The following is a 17,236-nucleotide window of genomic DNA, read 5'->3' on the forward strand; positions in this document are numbered from 1 at the left end:
AAAGGGCAAGGCCCAAGACTGGTCATCGTATTGGGAGCATTTGAATGAAGCGTATCGCGATTTTTTGTGACGGCACATGGAACCGCCATGATGCCAAAGATCAAACGAACGTCGTCAAACTGGCGCGGTGCGTTCGGCACACGGATGACGACGGTACGCAGCAGGTCGTGTTCTATTATCCTGGCGTTGGCACAGGACGTGGAACCAACGCCTTTGCACGCTGGACAGATAAACTTTTAGGCGGGGCCTTTGGTTGGGGCGTCATGGCCGTGATCAAAGAGGCGTATCGCGCTCTCATTTTTGCGTATGAGCCAGGTGATGAGATTTACATTTTCGGTTTTTCGCGTGCGGCTTTTACGGCCCGATCCCTAGTCGGGTTGATCCGGTCATGTGGGATACCGACCTAAGACAACCTGCACCGAGTGCCCGAAGCGATCGAACGCTACATTGAGCGGGGCGACAACACCTATCCCGATGATCCGGATATGTGGCGCTTTCGCGCTGAAATCTCGACGTTCACAGCGACGAGCAAGAAGGAACACGAGTGGCGGCGCAATTTGGGTAGCGATGCGATCTGGTTGGGGATCAACTATCTAGGGCTCTGGGACACGGTCAAGGCAATGGGCATTCCCAGATTCTTGCCCTTCTCGAAACGCATCAATCATCGGTATGAGTTTCACGATGACAAGCTCTCGAGCATGGTCAGTGCCGCACGTCATGCGATCTCGATTGATGAAAAGCGTTCAACATTTCCCAGCTTGGGGCGGGGGAACACGCCTGTTCTGAACGCGGCCTCGTCCGGAGTTCGGGTGGACGGTCGCGGTTTCGCGGATCAACCGTTTCAACAGTTGTGGTTTGCAGGAAATCACGGATCGGTTGGTGGCGGAGGCAACAAGATCGGACTGTCCTCAATAACGCTGCGCTGGATGGCGATAGGAGCGCAAAGCGCAGGGTTGGCGTTGTCCGAAGAGGATTTGAATCGTCAGGCGTGGGACATGGATGTGCACGAGGACTTGTCCAATGATTTTGGTCCAGCGCCTAGCGCAGGCCAGTGGGTCATGCAAAACTCAGTACGCGAGCGGGACGGACCAACCGATTTGATGGAATTGTCGCTTGCCGCCTTTGACCGATATGTCGAAGACAACAGTTACCGACCCAATACGCTCGAACATTTGTACGACGAATTATTCAAGCTGGATGCCACAGAAAAAACGATGATCCGCGCACAAATGTTGGCCAGAGATGGCGGACGTACGCATTCTCGCAAATCAAACTGTGACGTGGATCAGTAGCGGTCTCGCCACTGATCCACTCAAGACATTAAGCCAGAACACCCTCAACGGTGATCGAAGTCTTGCCGCCTAGGTACGGTGCCAGCGCGTCGGGCAGGGTGACCGATCCATCGGCTTGCTGACCGTTTTCAAGGACGGCGATCAGACAACGGCCAACGGCCAGACCCGATCCATTCAGGGTGTGAACGAACTGTGGTTTGCCACCGCCCTCAGGCTTGAACCGTGCATTCATACGGCGTGCTTGGAAATCACCCGTCGTCGAGACCGAGCTGATCTCGCGGTATGCGTCTTGGCCAGGCAACCACGCTTCGATGTCGTAGGTGCGCCGTGCGCCAAATCCCATATCGCCCGTGCACAAGATCACAGTGCGGTACGGAATTTTCAGCGCCTCTAGGATACCCTCGGCACAGCCCAGCATCCGTTTTTGTTCGTCGTCAGATGCATCGGGGTGGGTCACCGATACCATTTCGACCTTTTCGAACTGGTGCTGGCGCAACATGCCCGACGTATCCCGACCAGCCGATCCAGCTTCGGAGCGGAAGCACAGGGTGTGCGCCGTATAGCGACGTGGCAAATAGCTTTGCTCGATCATCTCACCCGCCGCGATATAAGTCAGTGGGACCTCGGATGTCGGGACCAGCCACATGCCTTCGGTGGTGCGGTAGCTGTCTTCGCCGAACTTGGGCAATTTGTCGGTGCCGTACATTGCCTCGTCACGGACTAGCACAGGCGGAACAGTTTCGATCAGCCCGTTTTTGTCGACATGCGTGTCGATCATAAACTGAGCAATTGCGCGGTTCACACGCGCCACAGCGCCGGACAGCAGCACAAATCGGCTGCCGGACATCTTGGCGGCTGTCTCAAAATCCATCGACGACGCAACACCTGCGATTTCAAAGTGCTCAACCGGCTTGAAATCGAACGCGCGCGGCGTGCCCCAGCGATTGATCTCGACATTGTAACCCTCATCAGCGCCATCAGGCACATCTTCGTAGGGGAGGTTCGGGATCACTGCCAAAAGGTCAGTCAGCTCGGCATCTTTGGTCTTGGCGTCTTCGTTCAGCTGCGCAACTTGCGCCTTTTTCTCAGCCACCAAGGCACGCAGACGCTCGAATTCGGCGTCGTCGCCACGGCCTTTGGCCGCACCGACTTCTTTGGATGCTTTGTTTTGCTCGGCCTGTGCTGTTTCAGCGGCCAGAATCATCGCGCGGCGCGCCTCGTCCAACTCCAAAACCTGTGACGACATGGGTGCATCTCCACGGCGGGACAGGGCGGCGTCAAATGCTGCCGGATTGTCGCGGATCGTCCGGATATCATGCATGGGTCTCATCCTTTGGATTGAACAAATCAGTCGTGACCTTCATATGCCCTAAAGGCACAGGGTTTTGAACAGGTAAATGTAGCGCGAGGCGTTGCCAATCTGTTGCCCCCCAAGTAACGTGCCGCGACTTTCGCGGGCATGTCCCGCCAACACAGAGGACTTCCCATGCAAGGTGGCGCTTTCGCTCAATTCATCCCGCTGATCCTGATTTTTGCGATCATGTATTTTCTTCTCATCCGCCCACAGCAGAAAAAGCTGAAAGAGCATCAAGCTATGGTCGAGGCTCTGCGCCGCGGCGATGAGGTGATCACGGCAGGTGGTCTCGTTGGTAAAGTGACCAAGGTGCGTGACAACGGCGAAGTCGACGTCGAGGTCGCCAAGGGCGTCAATGTCCGCGTGATCAAGTCTACGATCACGACTGTATTGAACAAGACAGAGCCAGCAAACAGCTGATCCATCGCTGACCGTTAGGGGCGCAATATGCTTCAGATTGACCTATGGAAGCGGGTGGCCATTTGGCTGACGATCGCCGCTGGCCTTCTTCTTGCGTTGCCTAACGGGTTCTACACCCGTGTTGAGGCGCACAATGATGCGAATACGCAAATCGAGTTGGGGATCACCAATGCCCAAGTTGAAGCCGACGCATCGCTGTGGCCGTCATTTTTGCCGTCTGGTTTGGTTAACCTAGGGCTCGACCTTCGGGGCGGGGCGCATTTGTTGGCCGAAGTCAAAGTTGAAGACGTCTACGCCGCACGTATGACGGCGACATGGCCAGAGGTTGTTGATGTACTGAGGTCCGAGCGGGCGACATTTGGCACAATCCGCTTGCAAGACAGCGCACCTGACGAGTTGGTTGTTCGGATCGGTGAAGAAGCTGGCGTGCCACGGGCACTGGAATTGGTGCGCGGTCTTGCGCGCCCTGTTGTGTCGCTGACGGGGGCGGGTGCCTCTGACATTGATGTACGGGCCGAGGGTAACAACATCATCGTCACTTTGTCCGAGGCTGAACGTTTGGCAACCGATGAACGCACGATGCAGCAATCGCTGGAAATCATCCGCCGCCGGATTGACGAGGTTGGGACACGCGAACCTACGATCCAACGTCAGGGTGCCCAGCGTATCCTTGTTCAGGTCCCCGGTGTTGGTTCGGCGCAAGAAGTCAAAGACATTATTGGAACTACGGCACAGCTGACGTTCCAGCCAGTTGTTGGTCGCACAGGTAGCGCCGATGCGGACGCTGGCAGCTCTGCAAACGAAATCATCCCATCGCTGGACGAAGAGGGCGTGTTCTATATCCTTGAGCGGACCCCGGTTGTCACTGGCGAAGAATTGGTCGATGCACAGCCCGCCTTTGACCAAAATGGACGTCCAGCAGTTAACTTCCGCTTTAACCCGACGGGCGCGCGAAAGTTTGGTGATTACACGGCCGAGAACATTGGCTCGCCCTTTGCGATCGTTTTGGATGACGAAGTTATCTCAGCCCCCACGATCCAATCACATATTCCGGGCGGTTCGGGCATCATCACAGGTAACTTCTCAGTAGAGGAAAGTACGTCGCTGGCTGTGTTGCTGCGCGCTGGTGCATTGCCTGCCGAGCTGACCTTCCTTGAGGAACGCACAATTGGTCCAGAGTTGGGCCAAGACAGCATCGACGCAGGTCGCATCGCATGTCTGGTGGCATTTGCAGCCGTGCTGTTCTTTATGTTCCTAAGCTACGGGTTGTTTGGATTGTTTGCCAACGTCGCGTTGATCATCAACGTCGGGCTGATCTTTGGATTACTAAGCCTGATTGGCGCGACACTGACGCTGCCGGGGATCGCGGGTATCGTTCTCACGATCGGTATGGCCGTTGATGCAAACGTGCTAATTTTTGAACGTATCCGAGAAGAGCTGAAGACTGCCAAAGGCCCCGCACGAGCGATCGAGCTAGGCTATGAAAAGGCGCTGTCGGCTATTTTGGATGCGAACATCACCACATTCATCACTGCTGTGATCCTGTTCGCAATGGGCTCGGGCCCAGTGCGCGGCTTTGCTATTACGTTGGGTCTGGGCATCCTCACATCGGTCTTTACGGCGATCTTTGTGACACGACTGTTGGTCGTGATCTGGTTTGAACGCCGTCGCCCTAAGACGATCGAGGTTTGATATGCGCCTGAGACTGGTTCCGGAAACAACAAACTGGGATTTCTTTTCCCGCTCGAAACTCTGGTTGGGCATTTCGGCCCTGATGATGGTGCTGGCATTTGCGTCGTTCATGATCCAAGGGCTGAACTTTGGCATCGATTTTAAGGGCGGCACGACGATCCGGACCCAATCGACTGAGGCTGTTGACGTGGGTGTTTACCGCGATGCGATTGAGGCGCTCGATTTGGGCGACATCACAATCACCCAAGTTTTTGACCCGACTTTTGGTCCAGACAAGCACGTCACGATGCTCCGTATCCAAGCCCAAGAAGGCGAGGAATCCGTTGGAAATGCGCTGGTCACTAACGTCGGCACAGCATTGTTGGCTGTCGACCCCGGATTGCAGCTGCCTTTTGCTTCTGTTGAATCTGTGGGCCCAAAGGTGTCAGGCGAATTGATCAAGACAGCCGTAATTGCTGTGCTCTTGGCCATTGCTGCGGTTCTGATCTACATCTGGCTCCGGTTCGAATGGCAGTTCGCATTGGGTGCTGTTGCAGCGCTTGTGCACGACGTGATCCTGACGATTGGCGTCTTTTCAGCAGTACAGATCAAATTTGACCTTGCGATTATTGCGGCTTTGCTGACGATCGTTGGTTATTCGTTGAATGACACTGTTGTTGTCTTTGACCGTGTTCGTGAAAACCTGCGGAAATACAAAAAGAAGGACCTAAAAGAGGTTCTAAACCTTTCGATCAACGAAACACTGTCGCGGACGGTGATGACCTCGGTCACCACGTTGCTCGCGCTTGTGTCGCTCTACGTGCTGGGTGGCGACGTGATCCGAGGCTTTGTTTTCGCGATGATCTGGGGCGTCATTGTAGGCACCTATTCATCGGTGTTTGTAGCCTCGGCGATGCTGTTGTGGTTGGGCGTCAAACGTGACTGGTCCAAGCAAGACAATAACCCAGTTGGGCAGTTCGGAAACGTAGACGCCTGATATGGATTGGATGACCCCCGATCTCATGTGGTTGATCGGTGGGGCCATCGCCGCAGGACTTTTGCGTGGGTTCGCTGAATTCGGCACGGCGATGATTTTCTTGCCTGTGGTGGGGCAGGTACTTGATCCCTTTGCTGCTGTCACCGTTTTGCTCATCATGGATCTCGTTGGCCCACTACCAGCCATTCCTCGGGCGCTGCGCGATGGGCACCCTGCGGATGTAACCCGTCTTGTCTCTGCAATGGTTCTGACTGTGCCAATCGGTGTTATGATCCTTGCCTATATTAGTCCCGAGAGCTTTCGCTATCTTGTCGCTTTGATCTCGTTAACCCTATTGATTTGCTTGATCTCTGGTCTGCGGTACCGTGGGACATTGATGAAACCAATGATCTACGGCACAGGGGCTGCATCTGGCCTGCTGGCAGGATCTGCGGGCATCCCCGGACCTCCTGTGATCCTGCTTTATATGGCGTCGCCGCATCCCGCATCTGTTGTCCGTGCGAACAACACGGTCTTTCGGTTGCTTTCGGATGTGGTCATTTTGTTCGTGCTGGCGTTGTTTGGTCATCTGGTTTTGTCCGCTGTTGGCACTGGTGTTTTCCTAATCGTGCCCTACCTGTTAGCCAATCTGGTGGGCGCTGCTATTTTCCGACCAGAACTGGAAAAGGCGTACCGCGTGGTGGCCTATTTGATCATTGCGGCCTCGGCTCTGTCGAGCTTGCCGTTTTTCGACTAAAGGACAAAGAATGCGCCTGAACGAAGTCACATATACCGACGCCCAACCGATTGATGGCTACGGGCCGGGGTTCTTCCGCGTGGGCGGGGCGATCGTCAACGGGCACGTTATCGTGGCTCCTACTGGCGCGGGTATTTGGCAGGGGTTCGACGATCTTGCGCCGCTGTTGGAAATGGCAGACCAACTAGATGTCTTGTTTGTCGGAACTGGCGCTGAAATCGCCCATATACCTGCAGAGATGCGCCAGACGCTCGAAGATGCAGGTGTCGGCGTCGAGGTGATGAACTCTCCGTCGGCCTGTCGTACCTATAACGTTCTGTTGTCCGAGGGGCGTCGTATCGCGGCAGCCCTGATTGCGGTTAGCTAGCCCGTGCTGCGTGTCTCTGACTTGTCCGTGGCCCGTGGTGGTCGGCGTATTCTCAGCGATCTGTCGTTTGAGGTTTCGGCAGGCGAGGCTTTGATCTTGCGCGGTGCAAATGGAGTGGGCAAGACCTCGCTCTTGCGCACTCTCGCAGGATTGCAATCACCAGTGAGCGGACAAGTTGAATATGCCGAAGACACAGCCGCCTATGCCAGCCATGCGGACGGTGTAAAGGCAACTTTGAGCGTTACCGAGAACCTTGCGTTTTGGGCGCAAACCTATGGGGGAACTCTGGGCCCATCAGTGTTCAAGCGCTTTGACCTCGAAGATTTGCGCGACCGTGCGGCTGGAACCCTTTCAGCGGGGCAAAAGCGCCGTGTAGGATTGGCGCGGTTGGCCGTGTTGAACCGCCCGCTTTGGCTATTGGACGAACCGACCGTGTCGTTGGATCGGTTTTCGGTCAAACTGTTCGAGGATATGCTGACAGCTGATCATTTGGCCAAAGGCGGCGCTGCGGTGATCGCAACCCATATCGACTTGGACATTCCGGCCAGAACGCTGGATCTGGATGCCTTTGCGACGGACACGCCGCTTGATGCAGATACGGATGAGGCATTCCTTTGATCGCACTTTTGCTTCGCGATATTCGCCTTGCGATCAGGGCAGGGGGCGGCTTTGGCCTTGGGCTCGCGTTCTTCTTGATCCTTGTGGTGCTGGTTCCCTTTGGTGTGGGCCCCGAGACCCAAGTGCTTGCACGAATTGCTCCGGGCATCCTTTGGGTCGGTGCAATGTTGGCGGCACTCTTGACGCTTGACCGTCTCTTTGCACTTGATTTCGAGGATGGTGCGCTCGGACTTTTGGCCCTCGCTCCCATCCCGCTCGAGACCGTGGCCGTGGCCAAGGCTGCCGCGCACTGGCTGACGACAGGATTGCCGCTTGCGGTCGCGGCCCCGTTGTTGGGGCTCTTGTTGCAACTGCCGTCTGGTGCCTTTGTTCCATTGTTTGTATCGCTGTTGGTCGGAACACCGGCGCTGTCGATGATTGGTACCTTTGGCGCAGGGCTCACCGTTGGCGTGAAACGTGGTGGCCTGTTGATGTCACTGTTGGTTCTACCGCTTTATGCGCCAACTCTTATTTTCGGTGCAGAAGCTGTGCGCCGCGCGGCTGATGGTTTGGCCTACACAACCCCGCTTATTTTGCTTGGTGCGATCAGTCTTGCCTGCATCGCCTTGTTACCTTTTGCCACTGCCGCGACACTTCGGATCAATCTACGTTGACCTGGGTTGAGGCCCAAAGAACAGAGCGCTAGGAAATAACTATGTCATTCTGGGAATTCGCAAATCCAAAACGTTTCATGGACTGGACCGCAAAGGTTTTACCGGCGCTATCGGTGCTGACTATCGCGTCTATGGCTGTTGGTTTGATCTGGGGTTTCTTTTTAACACCAGATGATTTACGTCAAGGATCGACAGTCAAAATTATCTATCTCCATGTACCGTCAGCAATGATGGCAATCAACATCTGGATTATGATGTTGCTTGCCTCGCTGGTCTGGTTGGTGCGCCGCCATCACGTGTCAGCACTCGCTGCTCGTGCAGCCGCCCCGATCGGGATTGCTATGACATTGGTCGCTTTGTTGACCGGCGCGATTTGGGGCCAGCCGATGTGGGGGACATATTGGGCATGGGACCCCCGTCTGACCTCGTTCCTCATCTTGTTTCTGTTCTACTTGGGCTACATCGCGCTGTGGTCTGCAATCGAAGATCCTGATGCCGCCGCTGATCTGACATCAGTGTTGTGCATCGTCGGTTCCGTCTTTGCGATCCTGAGCCGCTATGCAGTTCGGTTCTGGAACCAAGGATTGCACCAAGGGACCTCGATCCCCGTGGCGACCGGTGAACGCACCGTTTCGGACGTTTTCTTTGCGCCGCTTCTGATTTGTATGGCGGCGTTCGTCCTGCTGTTTGTCACACTCTTGTTGATGCGCACCCGTACCGAAATTCGCAACCGCCGCATTCGTGCGTTAGATCTGAGGTCCCGAAATGCCTGATCTGGGTCAATACGCAATTGAAGTTCTTGCAGCATACGGCGCATCGATTGTTGTGCTGGGTGTGCTTGTAATCGGCACCCTCCACGCCAGCCGCAGTGCCAAGGCACGCCTCGCTGAACGAGAGGCCCAAACAGATGGCTAAGCTGTCGCCACTGATGATCGCACCTCCGTTAGTGTTTGCTGGGATTGCAGGGCTCTTTGCGGTTGGGTTGACCCAAGACAACGATGACAGCATCACGTCTGCTTTGGTTGGGCAATTGGCCCCTGAAATTGTTGCGACACCGCTTGGTGAACTGCCAGTCTTTGACAGTGCGGCGCTGGCTGATGGTGAAGTTAAGATCGTTAATATTTGGGCCAGCTGGTGCCCGCCGTGCCGCGCTGAGCATCCTGCATTGATGGATTTGGCTGCTGATGGCGTCCCTGTTTATGGAATCAACAAGAGCGACAATGACGCGAATGCCCAAGCGTTTCTTGCGGAATTGGGTGATCCTTTTGCGGCGATTGTTACGGATACGAATGGGCGCCAGTCATTGGATTGGGGTGTGGTTGCCTTGCCCGAAACGTTCATCATTGACGGTGACGGCGTTGTCACCTTTAGGTTCGCCGGACCGATCCATCGCGTGATGGAGAGCACGATACTCCCCGAGCTTGCCCTAGCCGCCGAGTAGTTCTGGCCTCCGCTCGGTGCTCCTTCAGAAAAAACACCTGCCACGGGTTTTTCGTACCACAATAGAAAACAGCGGCACCAGTTGGGGCACCGCCGTTCTAAATTGGTATCGCCAAAGCGCTTAAGCGGCCTTGGCGAGGTTACGCAGCACATAGTGCAAGACGCCACCGTTCTCGATGTATTCAATCTCGATGCCTGTATCGATGCGGCACTTGAGCATGATCTCTTTGACCGTACCGTCGGTCATCGTGATCTCACACGGAACCTCTTGTAGCGGCTGAATAGTATCGAGCCCTTTGATCGAGACAGTCTCGTCACCAGTCAGACCCAGCGACTTGCGCGTGTCACCACCTGTGAATTCGAACGGGATCACACCCATGCCAACGAGGTTGGAACGGTGAATACGCTCGAACGTCTCGGCAATCACAGCTTTGACGCCCAAAAGGGCCGTGCCTTTGGCCGCCCAGTCGCGCGAAGAGCCCGCGCCGTACTGTTCGCCACCAAAGATGACCAGCGGTGTGCCAGCCTCTTGGTGCGCCATTGCAGCGTCAAAGATGCTGGACTGTGCGCCATCGGGGCCCTTTGTATAGCCACCCTCAACACCATCGAGCATTTCGTTCTTGATGCGAATGTTGGCGAACGTGCCGCGCATCATGACCTCGTGGTTGCCGCGGCGCGAGCCGTAGCTGTTGAATTCCCGAACCGGTACCTGACGTTCGATCAAATACTGACCCGCAGGGGTCGTGTCTTTGAAGGAACCAGCAGGGCTGATGTGGTCGGTTGTGATCATGTCGCCGAGGACGGCCAGAACTTTGGCGCCTTCGATGTTGGTGATCTCTTTGGTGTCCATTGTGATGCCTTGGAAGTAAGGCGGGTTCTGAACGTATGTCGAGGCTGCGGGCCAGTCATATGTCTTGGCATCCGTTGTCTCAACGCCCTGCCATTTCTCGTCGCCTTTGAACACATCGGCGTATTTCTCGAGGAATGCCGAACGTGTCACAGTCTGCTCGACCAACTCGGCGACCTCTTGCGACGTGGGCCAGATGTCACGCAGGTAGACGTCATTGCCATCCTTGTCCTGACCAATCACGTCAGTTGCAAGGTTGATGTCCAATGTACCCGCGATTGCGTAGGCCACCACGAGAGGGGGCGACGCGAGGTAGTTGGCACGGACGTCTGGCGAAATGCGACCTTCAAAGTTGCGGTTGCCGGAAAGAACAGATGTCGCGACCAGATCGCCTTCGGCAATTGCGTCGGACAGTTCTTTTTGGATCGGACCAGAGTTACCGATACAGGTCGTACAGCCGTAGCCCACAAGGTTGAAGCCAAGCGCGTCTAGGTCGTCCTGAAGCTCAGCGGCCTCGAGATAGGCAGACACAACTTGCGAACCAGGTGCGAGCGATGTTTTGACCCAAGGCTTGCGGTTCAGGCCCAGAGCGGCGGCTTTGCGTGCAACCAGACCTGCGCCGATCATGACGTAGGGGTTCGATGTGTTTGTGCAGGATGTGATCGATGCGATAACGACTTTGCCGCTTTCCATCGTGTAATCTTCACCAGCAACAGCAACCTCTTTGCCCATCGGACGATCAAAGGTGTTCTTCATTTCCTGATGGAACGCCTCCTTTGCGTTGGTCAGTGCCACATAGTCCTGCGGACGCTTCGGACCCGAGATCGCGGGGACGATTGACGCCATGTCGAGGTGCAGCGTGTCTGTGTAGATCGGTGCGTAGTCCGCATCGCGCCAGAACCCGTTTTCCTTGGCGTAGGCTTCGACCAACGCAATGCGGTCTTCGTCACGGCCAGTTGTGCGCAAATAGCGCAGGGTTTCGTTGTCGATTGGGAAGAAGCCACATGTTGCACCGTATTCAGGCGCCATGTTGGCGATCGTTGCACGGTCAGCCAGTGGCAGCGTGTCGAGACCTGCGCCAAAGAATTCTACGAACTTGCCAACCACGCCTTTGGCACGGAGCATTTCAACAACCTTGAGTACGAGGTCCGTTCCAGTTGTGCCTTCCATCATCTCGCCGGTCAGCTCAAAGCCGATGACTTCTGGGATAAGCATAGAAATTGGCTGGCCCAACATGGCCGCTTCGGCCTCGATGCCGCCGACACCCCAACCCAGAACAGCAGCGCCATTTACCATGGTTGTGTGGCTGTCTGTACCAACGAGCGTGTCAGGATATGCGACCTCGTCGCCGTTTTGGTCTTTGTCAGTCCAAACGGTTTGCGACAGATATTCGAGGTTCACCTGGTGACAGATGCCTGTGCCGGGTGGAACGACGCGGAAGTTGTTAAACGCAGACTGACCCCATTTGAGGAATGTGTAGCGCTCCATGTTGCGTTCGTATTCGCGGTCAACGTTCATCTGGAACGCGCGCGGGTTGCCAAACTCGTCGATCATGACCGAGTGGTCGATGACCAAATCAACTGGGTTCAGCGGGTTAATCTGCTCTGGGTCGCCGCCCAATGCTACGATCCCGTCGCGCATTGCGGCGAGGTCCACAACAGCGGGAACACCTGTAAAGTCCTGCATCAGAACGCGGGCAGGACGGTATGCGATTTCGCGTGGGTTTTTGCCACCTTTGGCACCCCATTCGGCGAAGGCTTTGATATCGTCAACGCTGACTGTTTTGCCGTCCTCGAACCGCAACATGTTTTCCAGCACAACCTTGAGCGCTGCAGGCAAGCGAGCGAAATCGCCCAACCCGGCAGCAGTCGCTGCGGGAATTGAATAATATGCAATCGACGCATCGCCGACCGTCAGGGTCTTGCGCGTTTTAGCGGTGTCTTGTCCGACAGTAATCATGTGGGGGTTCTCCTAGCAGGTGGCTGAGATGATTAGGGGTGCTTTAGACCCATGTGGGTTCAGGTTCAAGCCCCATTGTATACAATTGCACACAGACCGCAGCTACGCTCGTTTTGTAACATCTTCTGACAAGATTCTCGCAATTGGTTGATTGGTCATTTCAGCGCAGCTTAGCTAAATCAGAGAAGGGATACGAAAGGTACGACAATGCTGAAGCCACTAACCGGATTGGTTTTGGGAACATGGGTGGCGCTTGTCGGCACCGCTCAGGCGCAACAGGACAATCCTGTCGTGCTTGAACTCTACACATCCCAAGGCTGCTCTTCTTGTCCACCTGCGGATGAATTGATGCACGATCTCGCGAAACGTGATGACGTCATCGCGCTGGCGTTGCACGTCGACTATTGGGATTACATCGGCTGGAAAGACACCTTTGCCAGCCCGCAATATTCCAACCGCCAACGGGCCTATGCCCAATCAGGCGGCGACGGACGCGTCTACACCCCGCAAATGATCATTGATGGCGAAGATTTCATCATCGGTGCACGCTGGCGTCAAATGTCCCAGCTCATCGATCAACATGCTGCAGAACAGTCTGGTGTTTCCATTGATTTGTCCCGTGACGGCAACCGTCTCGCGATCTCGGCAAACTCGGCCCGTTCGATTTCTGGAGACGTCGAAGTCCACGTGGTTCGCTACACGCCGTCGTCCAAGGTTAGCATTCGCCGCGGTGAAAACGCGGGACGTACGATTGACTATGCAAACATCGTGTCGAACTGGACCACGATTGGCATGTGGAACGGCAACGGCACGTATGCCAGCACAGTGCGCCTGTCTGGCAATGCACCTGTCGTCGTGTTGGTCCAAGAAGAAGACCACGGCAAGATTTTGGGTGCCGCGCGTCTTCGGTAAACGCTGAAACCAGTCAAACCTTGCGGTGCGGTTTCCAACGACGGTGGAACCAGAACCATTGCTCTGGATTTTCTGTGATCCGCGCCTCAAGCCGCTCTGTCATCTGGCGTGTCATCGTTTCTGGATCGGATGGGGCAATCGGTTCTTCGATATAAACATCAAAATCTAGGCCGTTCGCCTGCCGGACACCAAAGTAGGGAACCAGCAACGCATCAAATTTGAGCGCCATCTCGGCTGCGGACGTGGATGTTGGGGCAGGCTTGCCTAGAAACGGGATGACCGTCCCGCCACGATCCCATAGATCAAAAAACAGCACAGCCATGCCGCCTGATTTGATATGGCGGGCAAAGCCCATCGTGCCACGGCGACCTTGTTCGAAGATCGGGCCGCTGACCTTTTCCATGGTTTTTACATAGTGGCTGTTGAAGAACGGATTGGACATTGGTCGGTAGAGACCACCGACCTCGATGCTGCGCGCGTGTAAGGCGTTGCGCGGTGCCTCGTAGTTTCCAAAGTGACCAGTGACAAAAATCACCCCCTGACCGCGGGCCTTGGCGTCCTCAACAGCTGCCAAGCCTTGGCCCCTGATTTCGGTTGCCGCCATGCGCCGTGCAAACCCAGGCGACGAATAGTTCTCGATGAGAGTACGTCCCGCATTGTCAGAGACCTGCTGCGCGATCCATTGTTTTTCGGCCTCGGACATATCAGGGTCCGTGTAATCCAAATGTGCGATCGCCCGTTTCTCATAGCGGGCGAGGGGGGCCAGAACACGGCGCACGGCCCATCCCATCATCCGAATACGTGGGCGATAAGGCAAAATAAGCAAGGCCGCGATCAGGACGCGCAGAACGCGGTCGATGATCCAGTCGGTCCATCCGCCGTCGCCTTGGGTTTTTTCTGCCATGGGTGCTGGTCTCGTTTGAGGATGCCGCGCATACCTTAAAGGCGAGCAGGCCACTGCGCAAGGTGCCGAGGCGTGGTCACGTCACGGTCGATAATACGCTCGTGCCAATCATGCTGTCGCGCGTAACAAGATCAGCCAGCGCCTCAGTATCCCAGCCGTCTGTCCCAGCTGGACGTTCTGGCAACACGATATAGCGCATGTCAGCCGTGCTGTCGTGGACGCGGACTTGTATATGATCGGGTAAAACGACGCCAAATTCGGACAGAACTTTGCGGGGTTCCTTGACTGTGCGGCTGCGGTATTCGCGGGATTTGTACCAGTCTGGCGCCATCCCCAACAGGTTACGCGGATAGCAAGAACAAAGGGTACAGACGATCACGTTGTGAACATCGACAGTGTTTTCAACCGCAATCAGCCGCAAGGTCCCGATGTCAAAGCCCATTTCACGGCTGGCTTCAGAGGCATCCGCGAGCAGACGATCCTTGAATGCTGGATCGGTCCACGCACGGGCCACAACCTGTGCGCCATCGGCGGGCGACCGACGGTCCATTGCATCAATTTGCCCTGCTATTTCAGCAGCGGTACTGACACCTTTCTCAATCAACAATTCGCGCACAGCGATTTCCATCGTCTGCCAATAGGTCAGCGGCACGTCGTTATCCGCGCGATATGGGTGACCTGAAGGGCTCAGGTGATCGTGGTCGTGATGATCGTGGAGCATGTTTCAATCCACCTCTTCGAGCCAATGGGCATAGATTTCGGCGTCCAACGTGTCGCTGGGGCGCTCGGCTGCATCGCCCCAAACTTCGGCCATCGTAAAGCGGACGCGCAGCAGTGGCAGACGTTCGGCATCAATGCCGTAAACCAGCTGTTCTGGATTGCCAAAAGGTCCAAGTGTGCGTTCAATTTCGCCAACTTTACCGCGTACATATGCGGGTGTACGGATATGGCCAGGGGGCATCATCGTTTTGACCCGCACCCGTTGTGTCAGTGCATTAGCCGTCATGTGTCGCAATCCCATAGGTATCGCCGCGCTTGGCCACCGAATCCATCCGTTCGCCAAGTTCCGCGAGGGTATAAATCTCACCTTCAACGAGGTTTTGGTTCACGCTCGCGATCCAGCGTTCGTAGTAGGTCATCGTTTCAAAGGCTTCTGGCCCGAGATCTTCGATCCCGCGGCGTAGCCCATCTACAGTGAATAGTCCTTTGCCAGAGCACAGCACGAGCAGGGCATCGACGCGCTTTTCCCACAGGGCATTGTCATGATCGTCGGTCGGGGCATGGCCATTCATGGGGCCCGCGTCATCGCCGCCCATGTCATGCCATCGTTTGCCGGTAAATTCTGTCATTTCATGACCATAAGGGGGAAGCCTGAAGCTGTCCACATCACCCGTCTTCGTCATCCTCATCTGGAGAGATCAACGTGATTTCGCCCGTCTCTTCGAGAGTGCGCAATGCATCGATCACTGCTGTCATCGCGGCCTCACCCTCGGTCTTTTTGACCTTTCCACGCTCGCCAATTTCGTCGCGTAATTGTCCGGCCATGCGCTGAGAGATATTCTCGAGTAGGAATTCCGCGGCGGGCGTGTCCGCGCCGTCATCGCTCAATGCAGCCGCAAGTGCGGTCACCAAGATGGCAGCATCTACATCGCGGGTGATTTTTGGCACATCTTTGGGATCGACCCGAGTTGGCAGGTTTGCAAAGGTGAAGATCGTGCGGCGCACATCCTCGGCAAATTCGGGGTCAGTCTCGAGGAGGCCATCCAAAACGTCCTCGCGCGTGGATGCCGGTGAGGAATTTAGAATTGCACCGATCCGGTCAACGGGCGGGGTATCAAAGGCAAGGGTAGGGGCCTCGTCCAGCTCTTCGATCACGCTGGCACCGATGCGAGCCACGGCTTCTGGCGTGACCATCCCAGTTTGTGACACAGCAAACGTAATCCGCCGCGCCCGTTCACCGGGCAATTGCCCCAACAATTCAGCGGCCGATTTGATTGGCAGCTTCGAGAGAATGACAGCGCCGACTTCAACGCTTTCGTCTTCTAGCAATGGCAGCAGCCGGTTTGGGTCAACGCGGCGAATATGATCCCACGGATCAAGCGTTTTTCCTACCGAGGCCTCGCGGCGGATACGTTCGGCCGCCTGTGGTGCGATCTTGCCTTCCAACAAATTCAATGCGCCATCGACGCCACCTGAAAACGTGAGGGCCAACGCGTTTAGTTCGGTTGCAAACTCTTTGATCACTTCATGGAGGGTCGTTTGATCGATGCGATTCATTTCACCAATCGCATGGGTCAGGGCAATCTGTTCATCCTCGCTAAGCCGGTCGAGAGCAAGTGGAAAACCCTCTGAAATCAACAGCTTAACCACAATTGCGGCCTTGTGACGGTGCGACAAATTCGGCAGCCGCGACTGCGGGTCAGAAACAGTTGGGGTTTGTGCGTTCATTCTGGCCAGTCCACGAAATACCTGAATCCAGATAATCGTAGACTGGTGAATAATTCCCTAATGTGAGCGAGTTAGTAGCTAAAACCCGATCCATTTTCGATGGCCATGCGCAGCGAAATCTCGGCCCAACTGCCACGACCGCCACGGGTGCGGATTTCGGTTAGTTCGGCGCGCGCTTTATAGCTTTTACCTGCGGCGACGTAACCTTGGCCCATGTAAGAACGCGCGCCCAGATTATTAGGGTTCAATGCAAGAGCCGCCTGATAGAATGCCTCGGCCCCGTCCAAGTCACCTGACTTGCGCGAAATAAAGCCCATATAGGTCAGATAACCGTCACTTTTGACCTGCATCGCCTCTAGCGCACCGCGGGAATCGTCCAATTGACCTGCATATGCGAATTCGCGCGCGGCGTCGTAGAGTGTTTTGTCATCGAGACGCGCATCACTTGGGGCAGCGCATTCCTCTTTGACCTCGTCCCAAACCATTCCGTCCGTGCAGACTTCTGTGGTTTCGGTCTTGGTTGGTGGCGTGTTGTCGCTTGATCCGGCGGCAAAGGCCACAACAGGCAAAAGGCTAAGGGCTAGGGCGGCGCGAAGTGTCATAGGTCTCTCCGTGATT

19 protein-coding genes and 1 pseudogene are annotated in these 17,236 nt (G+C 55.6%); 12 read left to right on the forward strand and 8 right to left on the reverse strand.

Annotated features, from left to right (window positions below; all coding sequences use genetic code 11):
• Nucleotides 1-44: 44 nt before the first annotated feature.
• Nucleotides 45-1,292: pseudogene (locus TR2A62_RS01665) on the forward strand (DUF2235 domain-containing protein).
• A 28-nt stretch (nt 1,293-1,320) separates the two neighbouring features.
• Here the strand turns inward: TR2A62_RS01665 and serS are convergent.
• Nucleotides 1,321-2,613, reverse strand: coding sequence for a serine--tRNA ligase (gene serS / locus TR2A62_RS01670; RefSeq protein ID WP_009158723.1), 1,293 nt, complete (start codon nt 2,611-2,613; stop codon nt 1,321-1,323).
• A gap of 165 nt (nt 2,614-2,778) precedes the next feature.
• Between serS and yajC the strand changes: the two genes are divergently transcribed.
• From yajC to TR2A62_RS01720, 10 genes are read left to right on the forward strand one after another with little or no spacing between them, the layout of a single operon-like run.
• Nucleotides 2,779-3,066, forward strand: a complete 288-nt coding sequence (yajC, locus tag TR2A62_RS01675; RefSeq protein WP_009159332.1) for a preprotein translocase subunit YajC — start codon at nt 2,779-2,781, stop codon at nt 3,064-3,066.
• Nucleotides 3,067-3,093: 27 nt separating this feature from the next.
• Nucleotides 3,094-4,758: a protein translocase subunit SecD gene (gene secD, locus TR2A62_RS01680; protein ID WP_009160292.1), complete on the forward strand. Its 1,665-nt coding sequence runs from the start codon at nt 3,094-3,096 to the stop codon at nt 4,756-4,758.
• A gap of 1 nt (nt 4,759) precedes the next feature.
• On the forward strand, nt 4,760-5,734 hold the full coding sequence (gene secF, locus TR2A62_RS01685; RefSeq protein ID WP_009158138.1) for a protein translocase subunit SecF: 975 nt from the start codon (nt 4,760-4,762) through the stop codon (nt 5,732-5,734).
• A 10-nt stretch (nt 5,735-5,744) separates the two neighbouring features.
• Nucleotides 5,745-6,470 carry a sulfite exporter TauE/SafE family protein gene (locus TR2A62_RS01690; RefSeq protein ID WP_190275689.1) on the forward strand — a complete coding sequence of 242 codons (726 nt, stop codon included), beginning with the start codon at nt 5,745-5,747 and terminating at the stop codon, nt 6,468-6,470.
• Between the two features lie 10 nt (nt 6,471-6,480).
• Entirely contained in the window at nt 6,481-6,837 is a 357-nt protein-coding gene (locus TR2A62_RS01695; RefSeq protein WP_009159610.1) for an Mth938-like domain-containing protein, read from the forward strand.
• A 3-nt stretch (nt 6,838-6,840) separates the two neighbouring features.
• Nucleotides 6,841-7,455: a heme ABC exporter ATP-binding protein CcmA gene (ccmA, locus tag TR2A62_RS01700; protein ID WP_009159477.1), complete on the forward strand. Its 615-nt coding sequence runs from the start codon at nt 6,841-6,843 to the stop codon at nt 7,453-7,455.
• Complete coding sequence (ccmB, locus tag TR2A62_RS01705; protein WP_009158032.1) at nt 7,452-8,108, forward strand: heme exporter protein CcmB; 657 nt, start codon at nt 7,452-7,454, stop codon at nt 8,106-8,108. The genes ccmA and ccmB overlap by 4 nt, the downstream gene beginning before the upstream one ends.
• A 41-nt stretch (nt 8,109-8,149) precedes the next feature.
• Nucleotides 8,150-8,881, forward strand: coding sequence for a heme ABC transporter permease CcmC (ccmC, locus tag TR2A62_RS01710; RefSeq protein ID WP_009158794.1), 732 nt, complete (start codon nt 8,150-8,152; stop codon nt 8,879-8,881).
• The gene (ccmD, locus tag TR2A62_RS01715) at nt 8,874-9,023 is read left to right on the forward strand and encodes a heme exporter protein CcmD (protein ID WP_009159217.1); all 150 of its coding nucleotides are present in this window, start codon (nt 8,874-8,876) and stop codon (nt 9,021-9,023) included. Before ccmC ends, ccmD begins: the two co-directional genes overlap by 8 nt.
• Nucleotides 9,016-9,549 (forward strand): DsbE family thiol:disulfide interchange protein, encoded by a 534-nt coding sequence (locus tag TR2A62_RS01720; RefSeq protein ID WP_009160939.1) that lies wholly within the window; start codon nt 9,016-9,018, stop codon nt 9,547-9,549. The genes ccmD and TR2A62_RS01720 overlap by 8 nt, the downstream gene beginning before the upstream one ends.
• A 120-nt stretch (nt 9,550-9,669) precedes the next feature.
• Here TR2A62_RS01720 and acnA read toward each other — a convergent pair whose 3' ends face one another.
• Entirely contained in the window at nt 9,670-12,354 is a 2,685-nt protein-coding gene (gene acnA / locus TR2A62_RS01725) for an aconitate hydratase AcnA (protein WP_009157292.1), read from the reverse strand.
• 207 nt (nt 12,355-12,561) lie between these two features.
• On the opposite strand from acnA, the gene TR2A62_RS01730 reads away from it, so the two are divergent.
• Nucleotides 12,562-13,266: a thioredoxin family protein gene (locus tag TR2A62_RS01730; protein WP_009158408.1), complete on the forward strand. Its 705-nt coding sequence runs from the start codon at nt 12,562-12,564 to the stop codon at nt 13,264-13,266.
• Between the two features lie 13 nt (nt 13,267-13,279).
• Here TR2A62_RS01730 and TR2A62_RS01735 read toward each other — a convergent pair whose 3' ends face one another.
• From TR2A62_RS01735 to TR2A62_RS01760, 6 genes are all read right to left on the reverse strand, one after another.
• Nucleotides 13,280-14,170, reverse strand: coding sequence for a lysophospholipid acyltransferase family protein (locus TR2A62_RS01735; protein WP_009158530.1), 891 nt, complete (start codon nt 14,168-14,170; stop codon nt 13,280-13,282).
• A 76-nt stretch (nt 14,171-14,246) separates the two neighbouring features.
• The gene (gene nthA / locus TR2A62_RS01740; protein WP_009160091.1) at nt 14,247-14,891 is read right to left on the reverse strand and encodes a nitrile hydratase subunit alpha; all 645 of its coding nucleotides are present in this window, start codon (nt 14,889-14,891) and stop codon (nt 14,247-14,249) included.
• 3 nt (nt 14,892-14,894) lie between these two features.
• On the reverse strand, nt 14,895-15,176 hold the full coding sequence (locus TR2A62_RS19295) for an SH3-like domain-containing protein (protein WP_009160163.1): 282 nt from the start codon (nt 15,174-15,176) through the stop codon (nt 14,895-14,897).
• On the reverse strand, nt 15,166-15,519 hold the full coding sequence (locus tag TR2A62_RS19300; RefSeq protein WP_009157736.1) for an SH3-like domain-containing protein: 354 nt from the start codon (nt 15,517-15,519) through the stop codon (nt 15,166-15,168). Before TR2A62_RS19300 ends, TR2A62_RS19295 begins: the two co-directional genes overlap by 11 nt.
• 37 nt (nt 15,520-15,556) lie before the next feature.
• The gene (locus tag TR2A62_RS01755) at nt 15,557-16,618 is read right to left on the reverse strand and encodes a flagellar motor switch protein FliG (protein ID WP_009158535.1); all 1,062 of its coding nucleotides are present in this window, start codon (nt 16,616-16,618) and stop codon (nt 15,557-15,559) included.
• A 71-nt stretch (nt 16,619-16,689) separates the two neighbouring features.
• On the reverse strand, nt 16,690-17,220 hold the full coding sequence (locus TR2A62_RS01760) for a tetratricopeptide repeat protein (RefSeq protein WP_009159819.1): 531 nt from the start codon (nt 17,218-17,220) through the stop codon (nt 16,690-16,692).
• Between the last annotated feature and the right edge of the window lie 16 nt (nt 17,221-17,236).

This window comes from Thalassobium sp. R2A62 (assembly GCF_000161835.1).
GTDB lineage: Bacteria > Pseudomonadota > Alphaproteobacteria > Rhodobacterales > Rhodobacteraceae > Thalassobium.